The organism is Cryobacterium adonitolivorans (genome assembly GCF_004402695.1).
Classification (GTDB): Bacteria; Actinomycetota; Actinomycetes; order Actinomycetales; family Microbacteriaceae; genus Cryobacterium; species Cryobacterium adonitolivorans.
In genome coordinates this window covers 139,171-161,811 of sequence record NZ_SOFL01000036.1, presented here as the reverse complement: position 1 = coordinate 161,811, position 22,641 = coordinate 139,171, and the positions used below count along the sequence as shown (strand labels likewise).

General features: G+C 64.5%; 19 protein-coding genes, 1 tRNA gene and 2 pseudogenes. 14 read left to right on the top strand and 8 right to left on the bottom strand.

What is annotated here, in order from left to right; genetic code table 11:
• Positions 1-54: 54 nt before the first annotated feature.
• Entirely contained in the window at positions 55-690 is a 636-nt protein-coding gene (locus tag E3O42_RS11570; protein WP_134454072.1) for a TetR/AcrR family transcriptional regulator, read from the bottom strand.
• Between the two features lie 197 nt (positions 691-887).
• On the opposite strand from E3O42_RS11570, the gene E3O42_RS11565 reads away from it, so the two are divergent.
• Positions 888-1,928 carry an NADP-dependent oxidoreductase gene (locus E3O42_RS11565; protein WP_134454071.1) on the top strand — a complete coding sequence of 347 codons (1,041 nt, stop codon included), beginning with the start codon at positions 888-890 and terminating at the stop codon, positions 1,926-1,928.
• Positions 1,929-1,976: 48 nt separating this feature from the next.
• Positions 1,977-2,681, top strand: a complete 705-nt coding sequence (locus tag E3O42_RS11560) for a type 1 glutamine amidotransferase domain-containing protein (RefSeq protein WP_134454070.1) — start codon at positions 1,977-1,979, stop codon at positions 2,679-2,681.
• A 63-nt stretch (positions 2,682-2,744) separates the two neighbouring features.
• On the opposite strand, the gene E3O42_RS11555 is transcribed toward E3O42_RS11560, so the two are convergent.
• Positions 2,745-3,911: an aminotransferase class V-fold PLP-dependent enzyme gene (locus tag E3O42_RS11555; protein ID WP_241984791.1), complete on the bottom strand. Its 1,167-nt coding sequence runs from the start codon at positions 3,909-3,911 to the stop codon at positions 2,745-2,747.
• A gap of 81 nt (positions 3,912-3,992) precedes the next feature.
• On the opposite strand from E3O42_RS11555, the gene E3O42_RS11550 reads away from it, so the two are divergent.
• The 5 genes from E3O42_RS11550 (at position 3,993) to E3O42_RS18845 (ending at position 8,033) form a co-directional block, all read left to right on the top strand.
• Positions 3,993-4,988, top strand: a complete 996-nt coding sequence (locus tag E3O42_RS11550; RefSeq protein WP_134454069.1) for a LysR family transcriptional regulator — start codon at positions 3,993-3,995, stop codon at positions 4,986-4,988.
• A 7-nt stretch (positions 4,989-4,995) separates the two neighbouring features.
• Positions 4,996-6,516: a glutamate--tRNA ligase gene (gltX, locus tag E3O42_RS11545; protein ID WP_134454068.1), complete on the top strand. Its 1,521-nt coding sequence runs from the start codon at positions 4,996-4,998 to the stop codon at positions 6,514-6,516.
• The gene (locus E3O42_RS11540; RefSeq protein WP_134454067.1) at positions 6,513-7,550 is read left to right on the top strand and encodes an NAD(P)/FAD-dependent oxidoreductase; all 1,038 of its coding nucleotides are present in this window, start codon (positions 6,513-6,515) and stop codon (positions 7,548-7,550) included. Before gltX ends, E3O42_RS11540 begins: the two co-directional genes overlap by 4 nt.
• 35 nt (positions 7,551-7,585) lie before the next feature.
• Positions 7,586-7,657: transfer RNA gene (locus E3O42_RS11535), tRNA-Gln, on the top strand.
• Positions 7,658-7,853: 196 nt separating this feature from the next.
• Positions 7,854-8,033, top strand: coding sequence for a helix-turn-helix transcriptional regulator (locus tag E3O42_RS18845; protein WP_134454066.1), 180 nt, complete (start codon positions 7,854-7,856; stop codon positions 8,031-8,033).
• A gap of 256 nt (positions 8,034-8,289) precedes the next feature.
• On the opposite strand, the gene E3O42_RS11525 is transcribed toward E3O42_RS18845, so the two are convergent.
• Positions 8,290-10,644, bottom strand: coding sequence for an MMPL family transporter (locus E3O42_RS11525; protein WP_134454065.1), 2,355 nt, complete (start codon positions 10,642-10,644; stop codon positions 8,290-8,292).
• A gap of 58 nt (positions 10,645-10,702) precedes the next feature.
• Positions 10,703-11,626 carry a ketopantoate reductase family protein gene (locus E3O42_RS11520; protein ID WP_134454064.1) on the bottom strand — a complete coding sequence of 308 codons (924 nt, stop codon included), beginning with the start codon at positions 11,624-11,626 and terminating at the stop codon, positions 10,703-10,705.
• 84 nt (positions 11,627-11,710) lie between these two features.
• Here E3O42_RS11520 and E3O42_RS11515 point away from each other — a divergent pair, with 84 nt between their 5' ends.
• From E3O42_RS11515 to E3O42_RS11500, 5 genes and pseudogenes are all read left to right on the top strand, one after another.
• Positions 11,711-12,259: a TetR/AcrR family transcriptional regulator gene (locus E3O42_RS11515; RefSeq protein WP_134454063.1), complete on the top strand. Its 549-nt coding sequence runs from the start codon at positions 11,711-11,713 to the stop codon at positions 12,257-12,259.
• A 43-nt stretch (positions 12,260-12,302) separates the two neighbouring features.
• Positions 12,303-12,575 (top strand): annotated as a pseudogene (locus tag E3O42_RS11510) (recombinase family protein); the annotation flags it as partial.
• Positions 12,576-12,582: 7 nt separating this feature from the next.
• Positions 12,583-12,870 carry a helix-turn-helix domain-containing protein gene (locus E3O42_RS18590; RefSeq protein ID WP_241984790.1) on the top strand — a complete coding sequence of 96 codons (288 nt, stop codon included), beginning with the start codon at positions 12,583-12,585 and terminating at the stop codon, positions 12,868-12,870.
• Positions 12,871-13,538: 668 nt separating this feature from the next.
• Positions 13,539-13,937, top strand: coding sequence for a Mu transposase C-terminal domain-containing protein (locus E3O42_RS18585; protein WP_241984789.1), 399 nt, complete (start codon positions 13,539-13,541; stop codon positions 13,935-13,937).
• A pseudogene (locus E3O42_RS11500) lies at positions 13,937-14,750 on the top strand (AAA family ATPase). Before E3O42_RS18585 ends, E3O42_RS11500 begins: the two are co-directional and overlap by 1 nt.
• 575 nt (positions 14,751-15,325) lie before the next feature.
• On the opposite strand, the gene E3O42_RS11490 reads toward E3O42_RS11500, so the two are convergent.
• Positions 15,326-16,840: an MFS transporter gene (locus E3O42_RS11490; protein WP_134454061.1), complete on the bottom strand. Its 1,515-nt coding sequence runs from the start codon at positions 16,838-16,840 to the stop codon at positions 15,326-15,328.
• 198 nt (positions 16,841-17,038) lie between these two features.
• Entirely contained in the window at positions 17,039-17,953 is a 915-nt protein-coding gene (locus tag E3O42_RS11485) for an NAD(P)H-binding protein (protein WP_134454060.1), read from the bottom strand.
• 97 nt (positions 17,954-18,050) lie between these two features.
• On the opposite strand from E3O42_RS11485, the gene E3O42_RS11480 reads away from it, so the two are divergent.
• Positions 18,051-18,425 (top strand): winged helix-turn-helix transcriptional regulator, encoded by a 375-nt coding sequence (locus E3O42_RS11480; protein WP_134454059.1) that lies wholly within the window; start codon positions 18,051-18,053, stop codon positions 18,423-18,425.
• 142 nt (positions 18,426-18,567) lie between these two features.
• On the opposite strand, the gene E3O42_RS11475 is transcribed toward E3O42_RS11480, so the two are convergent.
• Entirely contained in the window at positions 18,568-19,719 is a 1,152-nt protein-coding gene (locus tag E3O42_RS11475) for an NAD(P)H-binding protein (RefSeq protein ID WP_241984788.1), read from the bottom strand.
• Between E3O42_RS11475 and E3O42_RS11470 the strand changes: the two genes are divergently transcribed.
• On the top strand, positions 19,618-20,259 hold the full coding sequence (locus tag E3O42_RS11470; RefSeq protein ID WP_241984787.1) for a TetR/AcrR family transcriptional regulator: 642 nt from the start codon (positions 19,618-19,620) through the stop codon (positions 20,257-20,259). The genes E3O42_RS11475 and E3O42_RS11470 overlap by 102 nt on opposite strands.
• Before the next feature lie 1,530 nt (positions 20,260-21,789).
• On the opposite strand, the gene E3O42_RS11465 is transcribed toward E3O42_RS11470, so the two are convergent.
• The gene (locus E3O42_RS11465) at positions 21,790-22,344 is read right to left on the bottom strand and encodes a GNAT family N-acetyltransferase (RefSeq protein WP_134454057.1); all 555 of its coding nucleotides are present in this window, start codon (positions 22,342-22,344) and stop codon (positions 21,790-21,792) included.
• Positions 22,345-22,641 lie beyond the last annotated feature (297 nt).

Sequence of the window (22,641 nt, the reverse complement as noted above, 5' to 3'; positions counted from 1 at the left end):
GCGCACCGGATGCAAATGTCCGGACGGGGAACAGTTAGTGGTCGGCGGGCGCGGTCAGGGAGCGGGGAACCAGACGCGGACCTGGTCCGCGGCCGTGGACAGGAGTGCGTCCGACTCGGCGGCGTTGACCCGGGCGAGCAGCATCGCGCTCATCGAGAGGGACGCGAGGGTGCGCACCCGTTCGTCGGTGCGTTCGGTGGAAGCGGACGTTTCGGAGCCGGTGTCCCGAGAGCGGTCGGCTTGGGCGATGGCACCGGCGTTGGCGAGGGCGTTGCGCAGCGCGGCCGCGAGCTCGGTGCGGTACGCCTCCACCACTTCTCGGGCGGGTTCGTCGTGCGTGGCGAGTCCCGTGGCGCAGTTGACCAGGAGGCAGCCCCGCCGGGGGGAGTCCAGCGGCAGCGTGGCCACGGCTTCCCGCAGTTCGTTGAAGTAGGCCAGCAGGTCCCGGCGGCCCGCACCATCCGCCTGCAGGCCGCGCAGGCGAGGGCTGATGACGGTGTCGCGGTAATCGGCAACGGCGGCGTCGAAGAGCCCCCGTTTGCTGCCGAACGCGTGGTACAGGCTCGACCGGTTGACACCGGTCGCCGTCTCGAGGTCGGCCAGGGATGCCCCGTCGTAGCCGAGGTCCCAGAAGACGTCGCGGGCGGATTGCACGACCGCGGTGCTGTCGAACGTCTGGAGCCGTCCCATGAGCTGCCTGCCTTCCGTCCCGCTGACGTCTGGTCCGTGGGTGTTGCGAGCGGTGATGCTGTGAATGTTCTGTACCGTTCGTTTCACTATAACCGATAGCCCGGCTATAGTAAAACGATCGGTGCAGAAAACGATCCGTTGAAACAGGGACGCCACGAACGCCCCGGCACCGACCGCGAACAGTAAGGATTCTTCTCATGACGACAGGCACCAGCACCCAGATTCAGCTCGCCGCCCGGCCCACCGGCTGGCCCACCGCAGCCGACTTCAGCACCGCCGTTATCGACCTGCCCGACCTGGCGGCCGGCCAGGTGCGCGTCGTGAACGACTTCATCTCCGTCGACCCCTACATGCGCGGCCGTATGAATGACGTCAAGTCCTACATTCCGCCGTTCGTGCTCGGCGAGACCATGGGCGGCGGCGCTGTCGGCCGCGTCGTCGAGTCGGCCGCCGAGTCCGTGGCCGTCGGCAGCCTCGTCGTGCACCAGTACGGCTGGCGCGACGTCGTGCAGGAAGACGCCGCTGGCTTCCGCGTCGTTCCCGAGATTCCCAACGTGCCGTCGTCCGCGTACCTCGGCGTGCTGGGCATGACCGCGCTCACCGCCTACGTGGGCCTGCTCGAGGTTGCCAGGTTCAAGGAGGGCGACACCGTCTTCGTCTCCGGCGCCGCCGGTGCCGTGGGCAGCATGGTCGGCCAGATCGCTCGCCTCAAAGGTGCCGCTCGCGTGATCGGCTCCGCCGGCACCGACGAGAAGGTGGCACTGCTCACCGAGAAGTACGGCTTCGACGCGGCCTTCAACTACAAGACCGGCGACCTCGCCACCCAGCTGGCCGAGGCCGCCCCCGAGGGCATCGACGTGTACTTCGACAACGTCGGCGGCGACCACCTGAGCGCCGCTCTCGGTGCCTTCAAAGACGGCGGCCGCGCCGCGCTCTGTGGTGCCATCTCGCAGATGAACCGCACCGATGGCCCCACCGGTGTGCAGAACATGGTCAACATCGTCACCCGCGGACTCACCCTCACGGGCTTCACCGTGGGCAACTACCTGGCGCACTTCCCCGCCTTCACCGAGCAGATGGGCGCGTGGTTCGCGGCCGGCGACATCGTCTTCGACGAGACCGTCGTTGACGGCATCGAGAACTCGGTCGATGCCTTCCTGGGCATGCTACGCGGAGAGAACACCGGCAAGATGGTTGTCAAGACGTCCGTTCTCGAGTCGACCACGGCCGCCAGCTGAGCTCACTGCCCTTTCCGTATCGTTACTGAATTCGCCACTGGAGAAACTATGACTTCCGTACTCTTCGTCGTCAGCGCCGCTGACCACTGGACCCTCAACGATGGCACCCTGCACCCCACCGGGTACTGGGCCGAGGAACTTGCCGAGCCGCACCGCCTCTTCACCGAGGCCGGCTGGTCGATCACCATCGCCACCCCTCAGGGCATCGCGCCCACCGTCGACGAGGGCAGCCTGGTCGCCGGGGCCACCGGGGGCGAGGAGCGCTCCACCGAGCTCCGCAGCTACCTCGGCTCGATGCCCGCACTGAAGAGCCCGGCATCGCTCGATGACGTCACTGTTGCCGACTACGACGTGGTCTTCTATCCCGGTGGACACGGCCCCATGGAGGACCTCGCGGTCGACGCCACCAGTGGCCAGATCATGACCGACACCATCGCATCCGGTCGGATCCTCGGCGTGCTGTGCCACGCCCCGGCCGCGCTACTGGCCGCGACGGCCGCCGACGGCACCTGGCCGTTCCTGGCCTACCGCATGACCGGTTTCACCGACGCCGAAGAGGCCCTGGGCGGACTCGCCCCGAAGGCCAAGTGGCTCGTGCAGGCTCGCCTGGTCGAGCTCGGTGCCGACTTCGTCGAGGGTGCCTCCTTCGCCGAGCACATCGAGATCGACCGCAACCTCTACACGGGCCAGAACCCGGCGTCTTCCGTGAAGCTGGCCAGCGCGATCATCGACGCGGTGGCCGCCCAGAAGTAGCCCGCCCGAGGCCCGGCTCACCCCACCCAGCCCACCCCATCCGCGAACCGTGAGCTAAGCACCTCACGTCACGAGATTCTGGGGCTTAAGTCGCAGTTCGCGAGACTGGGGCTGGGCGAGGGCCGCTAGCACGGCATCCACGTCGGAGGAGTCGTTCCAGAGGTGGAAGCCCACGCGGGCGCGGCCGGCCCGGCCGGAGGCGGTGATGCCGGCGGCGGTGAGGCGGGCCAGGTCGATGCCGGCGGGGTCGGCCCACGTGACGATGGCCTGGTTGTTCACGGGCAGCCCGAGCCCGGCGCAGAGCGCATTGCCCAGGCCGGTGTCGTGGGCGTACACGGTGGCCGGGTCCAGTGTTGCGAAGAACTCGAGAGCCACCCGCGTGCCCACCCAGGCGGGCCAGGCCGGCGACACGTCGAAGCGTCGGGCATCCGTCGCCAGGGTCATGGTGGGGCCATAACAAGATGCCCACGGGTCGTCGCCCGCGAACCAGCCGGCCTGCACGGGGCGCAGCACCGCCGCCAGGGCGGGCAGCACGGTGAGGAATGCCGCACCGCGCGGTGCGCCCAGCCACTTGTAGGCGTGGCAGATCGTGGCATCGAAGTCGTCGGCGTGCACGGGTAGCCAGCCGGTGGACTGCGTCGTGTCGCAGAGCGTGAATGCTCCCACCGCGGCGGCCGCGGCCCGGATGGCCGGCGCGTCCGCGATCTCGCCGGTTGCGGACTGCACCAGCGAGAAGACGACCAGCCAGGTGCGCTCGGTGAGCGAGGCCGCGAGCTGGGCCAACGGTACGTGGCGCACCGTGATTCCTCGGTGCTCTTGCTGCAGGAACGGGAAGACCATCGACGTGAAGTCCCCATCAATGCACACGACCTCGCGGCCCGCGGGCACGGATGCGGCCAGCACGGCCGCCATGACCGATGCCTGCGACCCAACGGCCACCCGGTCGGTGCCCACCCCGACCAGTCCGGCGTAGAGAGCGCGGGCCCGGTCGACTTCGACCTGATAGTGCGCCGGGGAGGCCAGGCCGTTGCCCCAGGTGTCGGCGTCCTCGCGGAGCGCCCGCACGGTGTCCAGGGTGGGCAACCCCGCGGTGCACGCGGCCAGATAACGCGTGCTCGTAGGGGAGTAGGCGGCCTGCGCCTCGGCCATGGTCAGTGCCGGTGCCGGTGCCGAGGACAGAGCTGGAGACGGCGCCGAGGCTGGAGCTGAGGGTGGAACGGTCGATCGCATCCACCCAGCGTTGCCTCCATCGATCCATTCGGCAATGCCCAGTCCTCGATCAATTAGATAACTGCTCGTTATGATTCGGGCATGCCCGAAAATGTTCAACGTGCACTCGATGTAGATTCCCACGCGCTGCGCATCGTGCACCGCATCAACGAGCTGGGCTCGATCACGGCCGCAGCCCGCTCGCTCGGCTACAGCCAGCCGGCCGTGAGCCAGCACCTCAAACGGCTCGAGGCTCGCCTGGGCATGCCGCTGGTGGCCAAGGCCGGCCGCGGCGTGCGGCTCACCGAGGCCGGCCGCATCCTGGCCCGGCACGCGGCCACCGTGACCCAGGCGTTGGATGCGGCGGCGGGCGAACTCAGCGACCTGGTGGGCCTCCGCAGCGGCCGGGTGACCCTCGCCGCGTTCCCCTCCGCCTCGGCCACGGTGATCCCCACCCTGCTGCGCGGTCTCTCCCAGCGGCACCCCGGCGTGCAGCTGAACTACGTCGAGGCCGAGCCGCCGGAGGCCGTGAGGGCCGTGCGCGACCAGGCCGCCGACCTCGCGATCACCTTCAGCTACACGGGCGACCAGGCCGACCCACACCGGCAGAGCGCCCAGGGACTCACCGTCGTGCCGCTTTGGCGCGACGAGATGCTCGTGGTCGTGCCCCGCGAGCACCCCCTCGCCGGCCGCGACCGCATCGACCTGGCCCTGCTGGCCGCGGAGCAGTGGATCGGCGGCTGCCCGCGCTGCCGAGCCCACCTGCTCGACCTCGCCACCCGCAGCGGGTTCAGCCCGAGCATCTCCTACGAGACCGACAACGTCGTGGCCGTGTTCGGCATGGTCGCGGCGGGCCTTGGCGTGGCGCTCGTGCCCGCCCTGGCCATCGCGGCGTCGCCGCTGCCAGCGGGCATCGTGGCCCGGCCCACGACGGGCGGCGACTTCCGCACGATTCACCTGGTCGGAACCGAGGGGGCGGAGTCGATTCCGGCGGTGGCGGCCACCATCCGGGCCATCGGCGAGATCGACGCGGCGCCCTGGTCGCTGCAGGCTTCGCTCACTTCGAGGTTGGAACGCGGCACACCCTCGATAGGATGACAACAGTATGTCTACTACAACAGCACACCCGTTCTCGACCGCCACCGGCACTGATGTGCGCGTGCGGTTCTGCCCCTCGCCCACCGGAACGCCCCACGTCGGCCTGATCCGTACGGCCCTGTTCAACTGGGCATACGCCCGGCACACCGGGGGTAAATTCATCTTCCGCGTGGAGGACACCGACGCGGCCCGCGACAGCGAGGAGAGCTTCACCCAGCTCCTGGACGCGATGCGCTGGCTGCGCCTGGACTGGGACGAGGGCGTGGAAGCCGGCGGACCCAACGAGCCGTACCGCCAGTCCCAGCGCTACGACATCTACCGCGATGTGATCGCCAAGCTCATCGAGTCCGGCCACATCTACGAGAGCTTCGCCACCGGCGAGGAGATCGCCGAACGCAACATCAAGCTCGGCCGCGACGCCAAGCTCGGCTACGACAACTACGAGCGCGACCTCACCGACGAGCAGAAGGCCGCCTTCCGCGCCGAGGGCCGCGAGCCCGCGCTCCGCCTCAAGGTGCCAGACACCGAGCTCTCCTTCGACGACCTGGTGCGCGGCGAGATCACCTTCCCGGCCGGCTCGTTCAGCGACTTCGTCGTGGTGCGGCCCAACGGACATCCGCTTTACCCGTTCGTGAACCCCGTCGACGACGCCCTGATGGGCGTCACCCATGTGCTGCGCGGCGAAGACCTGCTCTCCTCCACGCCCCGTCAGATCGCGCTGTACCACGCGCTCATCGACATCGGAATCACCACTTTTGTGCCGCGCTTCGGCCACTTGCCCTACGTGATGGGTGACAAGAACAAGAAGCTCTCCAAGCGGGACCCGGAGTCGAATCTGTTCCTGCACCGCGAGCGCGGCTTCATTCCCGAGGGCCTGGTGAACTACTTGTCCCTGCTGGGCTGGTCCCTCACCCACGACCGCGACGTGTTCTCCATCGAGGAGATGATCGCCGCGTTCGACGTCGTCGACGTGAACCCCAACCCCGCCCGCTTCGACCTCAAGAAGGCCGAATCGCTCAACGGCGACCACATCCGCCTGCTCGAGCCGGCCGACTTCGCCGTGCGCGTGGTTCCCTACCTGGTGAAGGCGGGCGTGCTCACCGAGCCGCTCAGCGACACCGAGCAGGCCATCCTCACCGCCGCCGCCCCGCTCGTGCAGGAGCGCATCGCACTGCTCGGCGAGACGCCGGATATGCTCGGCTTCCTGTTCCAGAGCGCCGACATGCTCGAGCACCAGCCGGATGCGCTCGCCTCTCTCCCGCAGAACGCTGCCGAGATTCTTACCGCGTCCACGACGGCACTGCGGAGCATTCCCGAAGCGGAGTGGACCCATGAGCTCGTTCACAGCACCCTCACCGAGACGCTGATCGACGGCCTCGGCCTCAAGCCGCGGGTGGCGTTCGGCCCCCTGCGTGTTGCCGTGTCGGGTCGCAAGATCTCGCCGCCGCTGTTCGAGTCGATGGAGATCCTCGGCCGGACCGACACGCTGGCTCGCCTGGATCGGCTCTCGGCGACCCTGGTGTCATGACGACCGATGGCCCGTTGAGTGCCGCCACGGGCCCCGGCAGCGATTCCGCTGCCGGGGCCGGTGTGGCGCCGTACGACGTCGTCATCATCGGCGCCGGACCGGCCGGGCTCGCCGCCGGCCTCAGCCTCGTGCGCGCCCGCCGCCGCACCCTGATGATCGACAGCAACCGGCCCCGGCACTCCGCCACGCTGCGCTCGCACGGCTTCATCACCCGCGACGGTGTGCCGCCGCTGGAGCTGCGACGCATTGGCCGCGAGGAGTACGAGGCCTACCCGTCCGCCGAGTTCCACGTGGGCCTGGTGCGCTCCGTCGAGCAGCTGCCCGGCGACGGCGCGGCACGGTTCACCGTGTCCACCAAGGGCATGCGCGGAGAGAAAAACCGCGTGGTGGCGGCGCGAACCGTGCTCATCGCCACCGGCCTGGCCGAGACGCTGCCGGCGCTGCCGAGTATTCGCGCCTGGTATGGCACCAACCTGCACAGCTGCATCGCCTGCGACGGCTACGAAGAAGCCGACCGGGCCCTGGCCCTGATCGGTGAGACCGACGACCTCGCTGAACACGCCCTGCTCATCTCGCAGTGGACCGCCGACCTGATCGTCTTCACCAACGGCGTCGGCCGTGTCACCGAGGCCGACGAGGCCGGGCTCGCCTCGCGCGGCATCCGGGTCGACCGGCGTCCGCTCACCGACGTGGTGGGGGAGCGCGGTGCCATGACCGGCATCCAGGTCGGCGACGGCGAGTTCGTGGCCAGGGAGGGGGGTTTTGTGCGCCCCAGGTACGAGGCCGCGGCAACCTTTGCGGCTGCGCTGAACCCGGCCACGGATGCCGCCGGCCTGCTCGTCGTCGACGCCCAGGGCCGCACCTCGGTGTCCGGGCTGTACGCCGCTGGAGACACCACCCCGCCCGGTCCGGAGCAGTTACTTATCTCCGCCGGCGAGGGCACCCGCGCCGCCGTGGCCATCAACCGCGATCTCCTCGGCCCGCTCGCGACACACCCGCCAGTCAATTTGGCTGGTCGCCCCGGAGTGGGATAGAGTTACTTTTCGGCGCGGTCCTCGGACATCGCCATTGGGGTATGGTGTAATTGGCAACACGGATGATTCTGGTTCATTTGTTCTTGGTTCGAGTCCAGGTACCCCAGCAGTAACAGGCGCAGGATTCCGCGGCGAAACAGCCCATCGCCCCTCCTCCCGTCAAGGCCTCAAACAGCCTCTGTGACCAGAAACGGCCCAGTAACGCTCTCTAAGGGGTGCTGTGGTGTCCTACTGCACGGGCTGATACGGGCACGTCCTGAACCAGTCGGGCTGCCCACGGCTTCGTGCGCGCACCTTCTGGGTATGGACGCGATGACTCTGATCACTTCGACGTTTCTCACCCAGCAGGAACTTGCGGAGATGCTCCGACTGCCCGAGCGAACGCTGGAAGACTGGCGCCTGACTCATACAGGGCCGCCGTACCTAAAGCTCGGCCGGCACGTGCGGTACGACATTGGCGACCGCCGGCTTCCTCCGCGATAGCGATGTCCCCTACGAGGAAGCGAATACCTACGGTTCCCGTGTACTCCCACATTTCGTCGATTGACAGGCGGCCGCAAGCGTAGACCTGCTCCTGTTGCGCTCCCTCGTAGTCGATTCTGTCCGGCGAGCGTTCGATGGCGGAAATGACTGGTGCGTTGCCCGGGCGTTTCGACTGGTTCAAGTCGTGTGACGGTTTAGCGTCGCATTTCCGCCATCGAGGCGACTTCGGTCAGCATAGAGGTGACCGGATTGATCCTCAGGCGTGAATCGGGATGCGTACCTCCGTGTGTGTCTGCTGCTCCAGTTGGCTGCCTTCCACATCGACATTGGGCAGGATCTTGTTTAGCCATTTGGGCATCCACCAGGCCGCTTCGCCCAGCAGGGTCATGGTTGCTGGTACGAGCAGCATCCGCACGAGGAACGCGTCGATGAGAACCCCGAGAGCGAGGCCGAGACCGACGGGCGTGATGGTCGCACTTTCTGAAAGAGCGAAGCCGCCGAAGACGCCGATCATGATGATCGCAGCTGCTGTAATCACCGACCTGGACGTATTGATTCCGGCTCGTACGGCGTCTTTCGCGTTCTTGCCGTGAACGTGTGCTTCGCGCATCCCTGAGACGAGGAAGAGTTGGTAGTCCATGGCGAGGCCGAAGACGATTCCGACCAGAAGGGTTGGGAGGATGCTGAGTACCGGTGTGGGGGTGTGCAGGCCGAGCAGGGACAGCCCCCATCCGTACTGGAGCACTGCGGTTACCGTGCCGAGGGTAGCCAGGATGCTCAGGAGGAACCCGGCGGTCGCGACTACGGGAATCAGGATGGATCGGAACACCAGGATCATGATCAGAATAGAGAGTCCCAGGACGACCGTGAGATACAGGGGTAGCGCGCTGCCGAGTTTGGTAGAGATGTCTATGTTGATCGCGGTCAGCCCGGTGACGCCGATGGTCACGTCTGAGCTTGTCGCGAGTTCAGGCGAGAATGCGCGGAGGTCTTTCACGAGTTGCTCCGTGGAAGCTGCTGAGGGGCCTTGTTTCGGGATGACCTGATAGATAAGCGTTCGGTTGTCATCCGAGGCGCCGCCGAGCGCTGTCGCGGTAACGTTCGGGATGCCCATGAGTTGATCGGCGAGGTCGGCCTCGATACGAGTCAGTTCGCTCGGGCTGGTCGTGCTGGGTACATTGGCGACGACGAGGATGGGCCCGTTCATGCCGGCTCCGAAAGCGTCGCCGATCTGCGTGTACGCCTTGTACTGGGTTGACGTCGCCGGCTGTGATCCCGCGTCCGGTAGTGCAAGCCGGAGGTTCATCGCGGGGAGGGCGAGGACGAGCATCACGATCAGGCCGCCCACGATGACGATCACGGGGTGACGGGTCCCGATGTTGCCGTCTCTGCGGGGTTTTTTGACCGTCAGCTGAGGCTGATCGTGGGGCGCGCTATCTGGAGCGCTCTCGTTCAAACTGATGAGATGTCGTTCCTTCTTAGGAAGGACCTTGGTGCCGGCGAGGGCGAGCATCGCGGGCGTGAGCGTCAGGGCCACGAGGACGGCGATCGCGACGCAAACTGCTCCCGCTGTTCCCATCAAGCCGAGGAAACCGATGCCGGTGATGTTGAGGGCGGCGAGCACGATGATCACGGTGACGCCGGCAAAGAATACCGCGGTGCCCGAGGTTCCTGTTGCGAGTCCGATGGATTTCCGCAGCGGTATCCCGGCGCGAAGGTTCTGGCGGTGGCGGTGCAGGATGAAGAGCGAGTAGTCGATGCCGACGGCGAGTCCGAGCATCAGGCCCAGGATCGGGGTGGTCTCGGTCTGTTCCACGACGCCGGAGAAGGACAGGACGCCGAGGGCTCCGACCCCGACCCCGACAACGGCCGCGATAAGGGGCAATCCGGCGGCGATCATCGAACCCAGCATGATGAACAACACGATGGCAGCGATGACGACGCCGATGACCTCTGTCGCGCCAGGAGGGCCACCGGGGTCGGCAAGGGCGGCGTCGAATTCGACAGCGACGCCGTCGATTTTCTGCTGGTCGACGGCTTCCCTGACAACGGCAAGCTCTGAGGGTGTGATGTCGGCGGCCGCGTCCGTGAAGATTACAGTTGCAATGCCAGTATTTCCGTCTGTCGAGAGGCTCTTGACGCCGGACGCCGCTGCCAGGAGTCGTTGCTGGTCGTCGATCTCTTGCGCCTGAAGACCGGGCATCGCCGTAGCCGCGGATAGCTGAGCTTCGGCGGCAGCCAGTTGTTCGGCGGCTGCATCCCGCTGCTTGGCGGCATCGAAGGGGTTGATCGTGCCGCTGACCCCGTCGACCTTGCTGGCCCTGTCTAGAGCATCAGCGATGGACGATTGTTGCGCCGGCGTGAACTCCTCCCCGTCGCGCGTCGAGAATACGATCTGTCCGGTGCCACCACTGGCGCTCGCGAAGGCTTCTGCGAGCTGGTCGTTGACCTTCTGAGCCGGTGTCCCGGGAATTGAGAACGACGACGAGAGGGCGCCGCCAGCGGTCGCGTAAGCGGACGCAACCCCTGCCAAAATGGTGATCCATGCCACGATCACCCACCATCGACGCCGTGCGGAAAAGAGGCCTAAACGCTGGAGAAGAATTGCCATGCGAGTGTCCTGTCTTAGTTCTTGGTTGGGGTAGAGACGCAGCTGAAAATGCAGAGATTCAGCGCTCGAGGCGTGGGGTGGGGATGCCGAGTCGTCGGGCTTCGCGCAGTGTGTCGTCGATCACGGCGCGTTCTTCCGGGGTGTTCGGATCGGTGTGGGCCGCGAGACTTCGCCGAGCGATCGGGATCAGCCGCGACGCCCAGGCGAGCGCAACGGCCACGAGGAGGGGCCGCCGGAACGGCAGGAGTACGGCGCCGTGTCGACGGAGGTCGACGCCTCGAGCCTCGAGAACGGGAAGCAGCTCGCGGCCGGTCAGGAATGCCTCGCGTAGTGCTCGACGGTCTCCGATCATGTTCGCGAGCGATCCGCTCTGCATTGCCTGCGTGAACATGCCGGCGTCTGCGATGAAGTGGATCCACAGCCACCCTCGCATGTCCGTTTCCTGCCGCACGGCGAGACCCACCTCCAGGAAGACCGACATCACTTCCTGCTCGCGAGCGCTCGGTGAGGCATCAGTAGTGCCGATGATCACGGAGGGCAACAGGGCGCCCCACAGCACGCCGTCCTCGAGAAAACCGCCGCCCGCCTGCGGAAACCCGAACACCACTCGATCGGACGGAAGCGGCGCGACCGCGGCGAGTGGCTCCTCCCAAAGATTGCCGAACACGAGCACGGTGGCATCGCCGATTAGGGGAGCCAGGAATGCGGATGCCTCGGCGAGACGATGATGCCCGACGCTGAGCACGATCAGATCGAACCCGTTGTCCGGATCGATGGACTCCCGCAACGGAGTTCGGAACGTTTCACGAACCCGCCGGCCCAACGGCTTGCTGCGCCCGTCCATCCAGTCCAGCTGCACCTCGTCCCCGTACTGCACTGCGCGACCCGGACGCACGTAGAACTCGACGTCGTGACCAGCGGCGTCTAGCACGCGACCGTAGATCGTAGCGATCACTCCGCGCCCGAACATGAGAATGCGCATGGTTTGTTCCTTCGATAAGATGGAGCCTGTCTCCACATATGAGAATATGGAGGACATCTCCATTTGTCAAAAAAAGGACATCGCGTGGCGGAAGAACGAGCACTGCGAGCTGACGCCCGTCGCAACCGCGATTCGATCGTCGCCGCCGCCCGGGACGTGTTCGATCGGGACGAACAGTTGCGCTTCGATGACTTCGCGGCGCGCGCCGGCGTGGGCGTGGGTACCCTTTATCGACACTTCCCGACGCGCGAGGCTTTGGCCGCGGCAGTGTATGAAGGCGAAGTGGCTGCTCTCTGCAATCAGGCCCACGATCCTGCGCGGTCCGCTGGCGAGAACCTTGATATCTTTCTGCGCGGGTTCGTCGATTATGTGCTGTCCCACACAGGTCTCGCCCGCACGCTCGCTGCAGTCGCGGACCCGACAGTGCTGGCTAGCGGCGGAATCGAACTCGAGCGCACCGTCGCCGAGCTCATGAGTCGGGCGGCTGTCGAGGGCGCCATCCGAGCCGATGTGGTCGTCGGGGCTGTGATGATCGTGCTGCACGGCATTGCATCCGCACACGACCGGCCGCTCTGGGTGCCGGAGTCACGTTCAGCCGTGGAGCTTCTGCTCGCCGGGCTTAAGGCAGTCTGATTCGTCTCGCCGAAGTCGATTTTGGCCGCAACGACCCGAGAGGATGCTGAACATGCTCGCAACCTTGGCCGAATACGAGCGCGAGCTGATAACGGAACGAGTGCACGCCGGGATCACGGCCGCCCGGCAAGGCGGGACCAAGTTCGGCCGGCCTCTGTCGGATCCAGTCGTCGTTGCCGACAAGCTCAAGCTCGTCACGGAAGCGAGGGCGAAGGGCCGCACCGCCGAGGACGCGGCGAAACTCGTCGGGTGGAGCCGCGCCACTCTCTACCGCCACCAGCAGGCCCTCGCGGCCCGCGAGAGCACGACCGTGTAGGTGACTCGTGGACGCTGCGGAACGGTGGTGTGTTCTTCGGCTGCATGTCGAAGATCAGATCCCGCTCGCTGTCCTCGCCCGGGAGACCGGGGTCTCCGCACGGACGCTGCAGCGCTGGCATCAGCTCTACCAGGTGGGCGGTGTAACTGCCCTCGACCCTCTTGCGCGCACCGACAAGGGTACGCCGAACCTCAGCGGAGACGGTCGCGTTCATCGAACGGCTGGCACTTATTCGACCACGCCCGAGTATCGCCACCTTGCATCGCCTTGCTGTCGCCGACGCGCACGCACGTGAGCTGCCGGCGCCAAGCTATGCCACCGTGCGGCACATTGTGCAGGCCCTCGACCTGGCCCTCGTCACCCTGGCACTTAATAGGGCCGGTCTCGTATCGGGAGCACGAGCTCGTTTTCCGCCGCCGAGCGGAGCACCCCAACAAGACGTGGCAGTCGGAGCGCACGGAACTCGACATCCACATCGTCGGTGCCGACGGGGAAACCCGACCGACCTTGGCTGACCACCGTCTGCGGATATGGTCTTCACCGGCGCCTCCTCCGCCATCAACACCGCCCTCGTTCTCCGGCAAGCGATCTGGCGGAAGACGGACCCCGCCTGGGCGATGTGCGGCATCCCCGACATCCTGCACGTCGATCACGGTTCCGATTTCATCAGCCACCACCTCGAGCAGACTGCTCTTGCCCTGCACATTCGGATCATTCACTCGACCGTCGGGCGGCCTCAAGGGCGGGGAAAGATTGAGCGGTTCTTCGGCACCATTAACACCGAACTCCTGGCCACGCTTCCCGGCCGCCTTGACCCGGCAGCCGGACCCCCGCGCCGGTCCTTGATCTTGCCGGGCTCGATCGTGCGATCGGCGAATTCATCGGCACCTACAGAGACCGAACCCATCGTGAGCTGGGGGTCTCACCGCGTGAGGGTGGGTTGCCGACGGCTGGTCGCCGCGGATGCCCGACAGTCTTCAAGAACTCGACGGTCTGCTCCTTTCTGTTCCGAAGAACTGGGTTGTGCAACGCGACGGCATCCACTTCCAAGGCCAGCGCTATCTCGCCCCAACCCTTGCCCCGTTTGTCGGGCACACCATCACGATCCGGTACGACCCCCGCGATATCTCGGAGATCCGCATTTACGACAGAGAAACTTTCATCTGCACCGCCATCGACGAAGCCCACCCCAATCTCCGGCTCAGCCTCCGCGACACCGAGACCGCCCGCCGGGCCAGCCGCAAGAAGCTGCGTCACGCGATCAACGATCGCATCCCGACCGTTGCCAATCGCGAGGAACCCCGCACTCCCGAACCGACGAAGCGGCGTCCGAAGCTGCGCACCTACGCAGAGGACGAGTGATGAACCAGGCATTCATCGTCACCAAAGAAGACCGACGCTTCACCGAGTTCGCCAACGCCGTACGGAAAGAGAAAACGATCGGGATCTTTCACGGCGCTGCCGGCGTTGGGAAGACCAAATCCGCCCGCCGCTACGCGAACTGGGACGCTCTCGAGCCCTACATCAACGAGTGGGGACCGCGCGGGGACCACGACGCGAAGCACTATGTTCTCGCGAACCGATCTCGCACCGTCTTCTACACACCCGAAGTCCTCCGCCGCCCGAAGGACCTCATGCGCGACATCGATCACTGGCAGGTGAAAGTCGGGATCTGCGCCGACGAACACCTCCGCTCCCTCAAGCCTGAGACAGAGCCGGCACGGCAGAACGACGTCACCCGCCTCGTCGAACTCCTGATCATCGACGAAGCCGAACGACTCACCCCCAACCGCCCTGGAGCTGCTGCGGGACCAGCACGACCGCATCCACCTCGCGATGATCCTGCTCGGCATGCCCGGTATCGACGAACGATTCCGCCACTACCCACAGCTCTACAGCCGCCTCGGATTCTCACACCACTATCGGACCCTCGGCCGCGAAGAACTCTTGTTCGTCCTCGACCGCCATTGGAAACGACTCGGCAAGACCCTCGACCCCGACGATTTCACCGACGCGCAAGCCACCGCCGCCATCGAGCGCATCACTCGCGGCAACTTCCGCCTCCTCGAACAACTCTTCCCCCAGATCAATCGCGTACTCAAGATCAACCAGCTCGACACCATCACTGACGACGTCATCGAGGCCGCAGCCAGCATCCTCGTCATCGGCAACTAGCGACACGATGCGATCAAAGAACACCGCCAAAGAGCGCCAAACTCCACAGGTAAGGCGATAAGTTCTTCCCCGGCGAGTGTCTCCAGATGCAACGTGTAGACATTGCGGCGATACGGCGATTGGGTCGGATCGCGCCTGATTAGCTTTTGTTCTGGCGCGGACTCGCGAGCCGCTACGACAAATACGCCCTGGTCTACCGAGGCGGCGCCGTCCTGGCAGCGATCGTGCTCTGGCTGTCACGACATACGAGACACGACCTAGTCGTCCTCTGCGCGACATGCCACAGGCATGCTCCATGCGGACCCATCCCTTGACCTGACGGCTTTGCAGGACGAGTGGGCGGTCGGAAGACACTGAGGCCTTGGGCGCGGGGGACAACCGCGGTCAGAATCGTGATCGCCATGACGGTGAGTGTCACGATGCTCGGGCTCACTGTTCGCGAGCAGTTATCGCTCATCATTCAACTTTCGGAGGCGAGCGGGTCTCTCGCTACCCGTCCTTCGCCACGAGGCGCACGCCAGTCTGGGCGTTTGGTGCCACTTGTCGTTACCGCGATACCGGCCATTGATCGTTACTCAGGATCGTTGTTCTGGACACCCGTGCGTTCCAGCCGGGGATTCACCTGTTTTGGTAGACGCTACCCGAGGGCGGTCTGCTGCCAGCCCGGATTGTTCGGATTCGGCGCCCCCTTTATGAGCTATGACCGCAGAGACACTTGGGAGGAGAAAGGCTGCAATGACCGAGAGTGACAGGGCTGCGATGGGTACCCATATGCCGCCGAGGAAGGCTTCCCGGAGGGAGGCTGAGGTGGAGTCAGCCCCGGCGAGGCCGAAGAAGACGATCCCGACGACGGCGATGCCGAGAGCGGAGCCGATTTGCTGAACCATTCCGAACACGCCGGACGCCGCCCCTGCGTTGGCCACCTTCGTATTTGAGAGTGTCACATCCATCAGCGGGACAACTTCAAAGGTCAGTCCAAGACCGGCAAGGGCCATCGGAAGAATCAGGTCCGTGCCGACGAGCGTGTCAGAGTGATCACGGACGATTTTTGCTATCCAGAGCAAGCCGATGATCTGGGCCATAGCGCCGCAAGCGATAAGGACCTTGCCAAGCCTCGGGCCCAGCGGCACCGCGGCGGCACCGCCAGCCAGGGCTCCAAGACTGAACGGTAAAGTGGCAAGTGCTGCCTCTATCGCAGTGAAGTTAAGGCCCAGTTGCAGATAGAGCATGAGGATCAGGAAAAATCCCCCGCTGGAAGCCGAAAAGGCGAACTGCGTGATCACCCCGGCCGAATATCCGCGATTGTTGAACAGGCTCGGCGGGACCAGGGCCGATCCGTCGCGCCGGTCACGGCGGGCCTGATACCGGACGAAGAGCGCGAGCACGAAGGGACTTGCAAGCAGCATGCTCCAAATCCAGCCGTTCCAGTTATGTTCCCGACCCTCGATCAAGGCGAAAACCATCAGGAAGAGGCCTGCCGAAACCAGTACCGCTCCGGGAACATCAAGCCGCGGCTTCAGTAACGAGCGGGATTCGGGAACGAAGATGATCGCAGCGACAAAGAGAATGATCCCGACCGGTACGTTGATAAGGAAAACCGAGCGCCATCCAAGGCCGAAAGCCTCACTCGAGACCAGCACACCGCCCACGAGCGGCCCTGCCGCAGCTCCAATTGTGGAGATCATACCCAGCGCACCCAGTACGGCGGCGCGTTCCTTTGGTGCAAAGAGCACCTGAATGATCGACAGGACCTGAGGGGTCATTAACGCGGCAAACACGCCTTGAATAATTCGGGACGTGACCAGCATGTCACCGCTGGATGCCGCTGCGCACAGGACGGAAGCACCTGTGAAGCCTGCCAGTCCAACAACAAAAAGGCGTCTACGTCCGAAAATATCGCCCATGCGGCCACCCGGGATCAAGCACACTGCATAGGCGAGCACATATCCGCTAACGGTCCATTCAAGCTGGGACGCGGTCGCTCCAAGATCGGTTTGGATAGACGGCAAAGCCACGTTGACGATGGTCGTATCAAGCAAATCCATGAACGAAGCCACAATCAGAATCAGAACGGCGATGAGGCGTGACAACGAAGTGCTGCTTTCTGTAGAGCCGGGCGTTTTGCGCGCGTACGAGCGAAAAATGGCGGACTGGTCCGCCCTATCAAGTCAAAGGGGACCGGGGCTGAATCAAGTTGTTAACTTTCGGCGTCAAACTCGGCCGCCCTATCCGGGTGCCTCCGGATCAGCGCCCAAATCCTTCTTCGGCCAGTGCTTTCTGGGTGCCGTTTACCCTTTAGGTGGAACCGAAGCCGAAACTGATTCGGAGATCCAGGAGGACCTGTGCTGACGCAAGGCGCCGGTGAGCCCTTCGACGAGGGGCGTGGTGGGTTTGCCGGTGAGTCGGGCCAGGTCGCCGCCGGTCCCGGAAAGCAGGCCGTCACGAATATTTCCGTCGAGCGCAACGATGAATCCTGCAGTACCGTCGTCGAGGCCGGCTCCCTTGAGTGCTGCTGAGTGCTGTTCGGGGGAGAGGTTGCGGAAGCTGACGTTGGTGCCGGTGATGTCGCTGATGGCGGCCGCCAGCTCCTCGTAGGTCCAGGCATGGTCCCCGGAGAGTTCGAACACCTGGCCCGCGAGCGAGTCGTCGAGCAAGGCGACGGCCGCCGCGTCTGCGTAGTCTTTCCGGCTCGCGCTGGCTACCCGGCCACCGCCGACACTGGCGGTGATCTCCCCTGTGTCGCGCCCCGTTTCCATGTCGCCGAAGTAGTTCTCGGTGTACCAGTTGTAGCGCAGGATCGTGAACGGGACGCCGGAGGAAGTGAGAAACTCTTCGGTTGCCTTGTGCTCCGGGGCGAGTACCAAGACCGAGGTGGTCGCTTCGGTCGCACTCGTATACACGATCCGGTTGACGCCCGCATCCTTGGCAGCGGCGATGACGTTCGAGTGCTGGACAAAGCGCTGGCCCACCTCGGAACCTGAGACCAGCATCAGGATGTCACCGGCTTCGACGACGGCCCCCACGGTCTCGGGCACCGAATAGTCAAGCGTCGCGGTCCTTATCCCCCGGTCGGCGAAGTGCGAGAGTTTGTCAAGGTTGCGGCCCGTGGCCACGATGTCCTCCGGGGCGGTGCCCCGGGCGAGGAGTGCCTCGACGATGAGCTGGCCCAGCTGGCCGGTGGCGGCGGTGACGATGTAAGACAAGGGTTTCCTCCCAGTTGTGTATTTCCACCTGGCCTAACCGCCCACGCACGACCAACATTCCATCGGGATGGTACGCACTTTTAGGTAAGCTACTGTCATGGAAGTAAGTTTTAGGGTCTCCCGTCCGAGACCAGGCCTCATCGAAGGAAAGTATCCCGCGGAGTGCCCCAGCCGCATCGTGCTCAACCATCTGACGAGCCGGTGGGGTGTGCTCATCCTGCTTGCACTCGAGCAGGGACCACGGCGCTGGGGGGAGTTGCGGCGCGAAATTGAGGGCATCAGTGAAAAGATGCTGGCCTCCACCCTTCGCACGCTCGAAGCTGACGGCATTGTGCACCGTGAAGCTCAACCCGTCATACCACCCCGCGTCGACTACAGCCTCACCAATCGCGGCCGGGAGGCCTCCCGACGGCTGCTCCCGCTGATGGACTGGATAGCCGACAACGCGGACGACATCGTGGCGCCACGCTAACCCGCGTGCTGGCCACGATGTTGTCCGCTATGTTTCCGGCCCCTGCCCGAACCGGAGGGCCCCATCACCGCGACGATCTCTCCAGTGTCTCGTGGACGGTCGTCCAAAGAACAGGCGTGACCGGCCGGAACAGGGTGCCCCGCTAGCGGTCGGTGGCGGGTGACTCAAGCAGGTCGCTCACCGTCCGGGGTTCGCGACCGAGCATGTCTCCGAGCACGGGATCAGTTCCCGCGAAGAAGCCGCGGTTGGCAGCCTGATACATGCCGAGCATGAAGCGCGCCATGAACTCTTGTTGGCCCGAGTCCACTTGTGCGGCAATCCATTCGTCTTCGCCGAGCACCTGGATCTCGACCGAGTGTTTGGCGACCGATGTGGCGATCGAGGCGATGTCGGTAAACGTCGGCGCTTTAGAAGCCGTGAGTGTCACTGGGCCGTCGTAGGCGCCGTCGGAGAGGAGGATGCGCGCGGCAGCCTCTGCGGCATCCTCGCGTGCAGTCCACGACACGGCACCGTCGGTCGGAACCCGGATGACGCCGGTCTCGCGCCAGTCGGCGAGGCACCAGTTCAGGCTGTGGGCGTAGAAGCCGTTTCGAAGAGACGTCCATGCTATTCCCGACTCGGCGAGGATCTGTTCCGTGGCGAAGTGATCGCGTCCTGGACCGAAGGGTGTGTCGGCGGCTGCGCCCTGGTGGCTCGTGTAGAGAATGCGCCCGACACCAGCGGCCACGGCAGCCTCGATGGCTGACCGGTGCAAACCTACGGCGTCGGAGCGCGGGTCACTGGAGGAGACGAGAAGAAGCTGGTCGGCACCGGCGAAGGCTGCCGGCAGGGAATCGGGATCGGCGTAGTCTCCCGTCCGAATCTCGACGCCCCGTTCGGCGAAGCGCGCAGCCTTTGCTGCATCGCGCGCGACGACGACGATCTCGGAGGCAGGCAAGGTGTGTAGGAGGTGGTGGACGGTGGCGCCGTTGAGAGCACCCGTAGCGCCGGTGACGATGATCATCATGAACCCTTCGAAATATACTGCTTTTTTCAGTAGCAGTGGAAACATGGCGACGATAACACTGATACCACGCTGATAGCAATACCGCGTTATCGTTGGTTCGTGACTGACACCAGAATTGCGGTTGACACCCGCGCGCGCATCATCGACGTCGCCGCACGTCTTCTCCGAGATCTGGGCCCCGGCGCTGTGACGACTCGAGGTGTGGCTCACGAGGCCGGTGTTCAAGCGCCGGCGATTTACCGACTCTTCGGAGACAAAGACGGCTTGCTCGAGGCTGTCGCCGAGCACGTGATGACCGCCTACGTCTCTACCAAGGCGGCGATCGTCGAGGAGGCCGAGGCCGCAAGCGTCGACCCTCTTGTCGATCTCCGCGCGGGATGGGAGGCGCAGATGGACTTCGGCCTGAGGAATCCCACCCTCTTTCGCATGCTGAGCGATCCCGATCGCGTCATGACCTCTCCGGCCGCGCGGACGGGTAAGGCGGTCCTTGAGGCGCGGATACGCCGAGTGGCCGTGGCGGGCCGTCTCAAGGTGGCCGAGCGCCGCGCCGTCGAGCTGTTCCAGGCCGCTGGGGTCGGAGTCATCACCACCGTGCTGGCGACGCCGCCGGACGAACGCGATCCCAGCCTTGTGGATGCCGTGCTCGAGGGGGTTCTGGCGCAGATCATCACGGACAACCCCGTGGTCACCAACGCTGGCTCTCTTCCGACGACCATCGCGTTTCGAGCGATTGCACCCTCATTGCCGGGTCTGAGTGCAACCGAACGTGAACTGCTGACTGAGTGGTTGGATCGCGCCCTCGCAGCGGACGCCGAACGCATCTCTTGACCCGACCGGCCGAGGGTTTCGCGCGATATCGGCCCCATAGCGAGCGGCTCAGCCAGCTGTGGTTCACACGTCGGCCGGACCCAGCCGGCCGTCGCCGAGCTCACCGAACAAGGCATGCTGTTAAGGCCGACTGAAAATAAGGCAACTTCTGCCAGGCGAGTTCTAGGGCGGATTCAAGCGGTCGTCGCATCACCTACTCTTTTACGACTATGCGGAACTTGAGCACCAAGCTACCGAAGCGGCCTTCCCTTTTGGGTACCGACCCCGATGCTGCGGACCAACTCTGCCGCACTCTTCGGGCCCTGCTCAGGCCCTGACACTCCGGTCATTTATCACGGCGAGAAAGCGGCCACTTTGCGTCGCGACTCACACCGGGCGTGTTAGCGAGCTGGGGGAGTGGCCGGTAGACGATCCCCTAACGGGCGGGGTGTTCGACCGTCAGAACGCTACCGGAATCGTCGACCTATCTATTTCCACAGCCGGGTATCCGCGACGCTCAAGAAAGGAGGCTGCAACCTTCAGGCCTCTAAGGTCGCTTCCAGGCCCGTACCTGACCGACGTGATGGGTAGTTTCGCAGAGCCGCAAGCATACCAATTGTCGCCGGCCTGGTTTGCTGCGACTGGGACGTATGGAACCAGACGTCCTCCTCGGACCCTATATTCTTCTGCGTCACCCAGGTAAGCCTTGCTGCAAACAAAACGAACTTCGCGCTCGTCCACGAAAGCGGGGTGTTTCATGAGTGCGGCTGCTGTTAAAAGAAAACTGCGGGCCGCCACGACGTAACCGGGCCATTCCTCCCGTTTCTGCTCCCAACCGTCAGGCCCGGGAGTGGATTGGACGGTGTCACAGAGTACGGCCGTCGCCTGTGCATATTGCTTTGCCTCGTCGTAAAAACCTGCGACCACTGGGGAACAACGAATAGCTGAGAAGGAGGCGTCTTCGGGTTAAATATCATGACCATTCCCGAAGTGTTCGGCTCCGTCTCTGGAGCTGAGTCCGGCGGTGACGCATCAAATGGAAGCACGGCAGACAGCCGAGCATCCATGTCGAGACCGACAGCAAAACCATCAATTCCTGCGGAGTTCCGCCATTGGCTAAGTAGGTCACCGTCAAGACTCGCTGATACAACAAAAAGACCGTCGGCTGCGAAATCATCAAACTCGAAGTCGAGCGCGAGGTTGGTGAATTCAACTCGCGGAGCAGGTAAGCCTGACTTGTCCGCGTTGCTCCAGAGGTCTTTGATTCATCGCTCTCCGTAAGCCACCTCGGAGGTGTCGTTTAGTGCGAGAGAAGCTGTCGCCCACAATTGATCAGAACTGGGAATTCTTAGTAGCCCATGAGCATCGGTGTAATGCCACGCAGTGCCTTGACCGCGTTCTGGAGAGAAGTGCATACGATGCCAGTTGCCGGTTGTGTCGCCCGGTGGCCCCTCACCGCGTTGCATGAGGATTTCCGCTGTGAGCACCGGCATTTCCATCCGCAGAGCCTATCTCGCTACGACATCCTCTATCGGACATAGGCAGGCAGGGTTAGGCCAGCCATTCGTGGTCCAGGAGCGCGTACTGGTAGCCGTCGACCCAGCCCAGCTCGGCATGCCAGGAGTCTTGGACCCCGTGCTGCTCCCGTCGCATGCCGACCTTTTCGAGCACGCGGGCTGACGCCACGTTGTCGGCATTGCAGCTCGCGATGACGCGCCGTAGTTCGAGCGAGTCGAATGCTGCGGACAGAAGACCACGGGCCAGGTCGGTCCCGAGCCCCCGCCCGGCGAGGTCGAGTTCGAGCATGTAACCCATGACGCCCTGCGTGCGTTCAGGCATCCCTGGCTGGCCCAAGCCGTCGATGACGCCGAGGAGGCCCAGACCGGCGATCTCACCATCGAGCTGGGCAACGCAGGAAAAGTCCGTTTCGCTGTCCGGAATCGTCATCCACTCTCGACACCACGCCTCGGGGTCGACGTGGGTGCGCAGCATGAAGTGGTTCACGGCAGGGTTGTTCCGCAGAGCGACCAGGTGTGTCAGGTCGTCGGGTCGCATGTCTCGGAGGAGCAGGGCCCCGCTGAGCGCAGGCCATGGAGAGGTGGGCACCCTTTCATCCTGTCAGGGGAGTCCACCGACACGACCGGAAACGATCATTTGCGAGCACATCGACGGCCTTGCCGCTGTGCGATAGCTCTGACTGTTAGCGCTTTCTGGCGCATCTCCGTCGCGTATCCCATGGGATACGAGGCAGTTAGGTTCCGAGACACTAGAGGTCGCGCCATCGACTGTGCGTGCTAGTTCGCTGTCTGTCGAGGCGGCGCGTTGGAGTAGGACCAAAGGATCATGCTCATCATGAAAGAAAATAGACTGAAAGCGGCCAGAATCAATGCCGCAAAAGAGACG